This is a genomic window from Bradyrhizobium sp., from assembly GCF_016462955.1.
In the GTDB taxonomy this organism is placed as follows: domain Bacteria; phylum Pseudomonadota; class Alphaproteobacteria; order Rhizobiales; family Xanthobacteraceae; genus Bradyrhizobium.
This window is the reverse complement of record NZ_JAEMSD010000785.1, coordinates 1-2140: the sequence shown is the minus strand read 5'-3', so window position 1 is coordinate 2140 and position 2140 is coordinate 1. Positions and strand designations below refer to the sequence as shown.

Genomic DNA, 2140 nt, shown 5'->3' with positions numbered 1-2140 from the left:
GGCGCGCAGGGTGTCGCGCAGCAGGCTGATGTCTTCGCCCAGATCGAAATCGATGCTCGGGATGTTCACGGCGATTCCTCCGTATTTTGGCTCCGAACCTAGCCCGGTCCCGGCCCTCTTGCGGTCGAAAAGGTTGCATTTTCCGCCAAACTTGGCGAGGATTTTTGCTGGGAGTTCCGATGCCTTTTCAAGCCGCCACCGCAATCCCGCGCCGTGCCATGACCCCCGCCGCCTTCGTCCGCGGCGTGGTCGGGGCCTATGAGCGGTACGGACGCGATCCGGCGGAGGCATTGAGCCGGGGCCAGGTCGCGGCGGAGCTCGTCAATTCCCGGGACGGACGGGTCACTGCCGCCCAGTTCGAGGCCCTTGCCGGCCATGCCATGCGCGAGCTCGACGACGAGGGCCTCGGCTGGTTCTCGCGCCGGCTGCCCTGGGGCACCTACGGCATGCTGTGCCGTGCCTCGATCACCGCGCCGACGCTGGAGCTCGCGCTCAAGCGCTGGTGCCGGCATCACCGCCTGGTCACGGAAGACGTGCTGCTCGATCTCGAGATCGGCGAAGAGACCGCTGTCGTCTCGATCCGCGAGTTGCGTGACCTCGGGCCCTTCCGCGAGTTCTGCCTCGTTACCCTGCTCCGCTACGTGCTCGGCTTCTCGTGCTGGGCTGTCGATTCCCGGATCGCGCTCCGGTCGGCCGAGTTTCCTTTTCCCGAGCCGGGCCACGTCTCGGTCTATCCGACCATCTTTTGCAGGAGCGTCCGCTTCGATGCGGCCCGTGCCGCCATCGTCTTCGACAAGCACTATCTGTCGCTGCCGCTGACGCGCAGTCCGGCGGATCTCGACAACATGCTCAAAGGTGCCCTGCGGCTCACCGTGCTGCCCTACCGGCGCGACCGGCTGCTGGTCGAGCGCGTCCGCCGCGTGCTGCGCCACGCGCGTGGGCGCGTTCTCGGTGCCGAGGACGTCGCGAGCGAGCTCGCGCTCTCCACCCGCACCATGCATCGCCGCCTGCGCGAGGAGTCCACCTCGCTGCGCGATCTCAAGGAAGAGGCGAAGTTCGAGCTCGCCAAACAGGAGCTGATGCGCGGCCGCACGCCGATCAAGCGCATAGCCGAGATCGCCGGCTTCCGCAACGAAAAGAGCTTCTCGCGCGCCTTCCGCAGCTGGACCGGCGCAAGCCCGCGCGAGTTTCGCGGCCGGTACCGGTGAGCGGGCGCGTCCGCTGCGGCTTCCGAGACGGATCTCGCAAGCCGTAGCATCTCCGAACCGGCCTCGATCTCAGCGTCAGTTCGAGTTGGTCTGGCCGCCCGGGCGAAGCTTGGTGCGCGAGCGCGTCTGCTTCGGCTGCTGAGCGAACGCGTCGTTCGAGGTCTTCGCACCGCCGCTCTGCGCACAGGTGCCGCCGATGCCGCCGGCCGCGGCGCGGCACGCTTCCATCGTCGGGTAGCCGCAGCCATGAGCGGCCTGGGCACCGTTGGTGATGCAGTAGTCTTCAGCCTGGGCTGCGGGCGCGGACACCACGAGAAACGCGGATGCAAACAGCGTCGCAGCCGATGCGACGAACGTCTTCGAAATCGATGTCATGGCGTGTTGTCCTGCTTCGGGGTCCACAAGGAGTCCTCGGCATGCCAGGCATACGGAGGGCTACACCTCGCATCTAGACGGCCCCCCGGAACCGACAATCGCGGCTCCGCGCAGTGCAGGGCTTCAAGAATCACATGTCACAGTTAGGTGATCAACTCACGCATTAAATCGGATTGCCCGAATGGATCTCTGCCCTCTGGCATCCGCATCGTCATCCGGCCGGCGCCGCGGCCACTTCCTGCAACGGCAGCGGCACGTCCTTGGCCACCCCCAGCACCGGGAAGCTGCGGACGTTCTTAACGTCGGGCATCGCCGCGAAATGCAGGAGCTGCTGGCGCATGCTCTCGACGCTCGGCGCCACGCATTTGAGCAGATAGTCGGTGTCGCCGGAAATCCGCCAGCACTGCTGGATGCGCGGGATCGCGGCGATCGAGCTCTCGAACGCCTCCAGCACCGGCTGGGCCTGGCTGCCGAGCTGGATCGAGACGAACGACACCACCTCGTAGCCGAGCCGCCGCTCGTCGATCACCGCGCGTACCGCCCGGATCACGCCGCGG

At 66.9% G+C, this 2140-nt stretch carries 4 protein-coding genes; 1 reads left to right on the top strand and 3 read right to left on the bottom strand.

The window, feature by feature from the left end; genetic code table 11:
- Positions 1-204: hypothetical protein (locus tag JHD07_RS38350; RefSeq protein WP_291631689.1), on the bottom strand; the 204-nt coding region annotated here is incomplete at its 3' end.
- Here JHD07_RS38350 and JHD07_RS38345 point away from each other — a divergent pair.
- Positions 180-1208, top strand: a complete 1029-nt coding sequence (locus JHD07_RS38345) for an AraC family transcriptional regulator (protein WP_291631687.1) — start codon at positions 180-182, stop codon at positions 1206-1208. The genes JHD07_RS38350 and JHD07_RS38345 overlap by 25 nt on opposite strands.
- A 75-nt stretch (positions 1209-1283) precedes the next feature.
- Here JHD07_RS38345 and JHD07_RS38340 read toward each other — a convergent pair whose 3' ends face one another.
- Together JHD07_RS38340 and JHD07_RS38335 are read right to left on the bottom strand one after the other, a co-directional pair.
- The gene (locus JHD07_RS38340) at positions 1284-1583 is read right to left on the bottom strand and encodes a DUF3551 domain-containing protein (protein ID WP_291631685.1); all 300 of its coding nucleotides are present in this window, start codon (positions 1581-1583) and stop codon (positions 1284-1286) included.
- 211 nt (positions 1584-1794) lie between these two features.
- On the bottom strand, positions 1795-2140 hold a 346-nt coding region (locus JHD07_RS38335), incomplete at its 5' end, for an Lrp/AsnC family transcriptional regulator (RefSeq protein ID WP_291631683.1).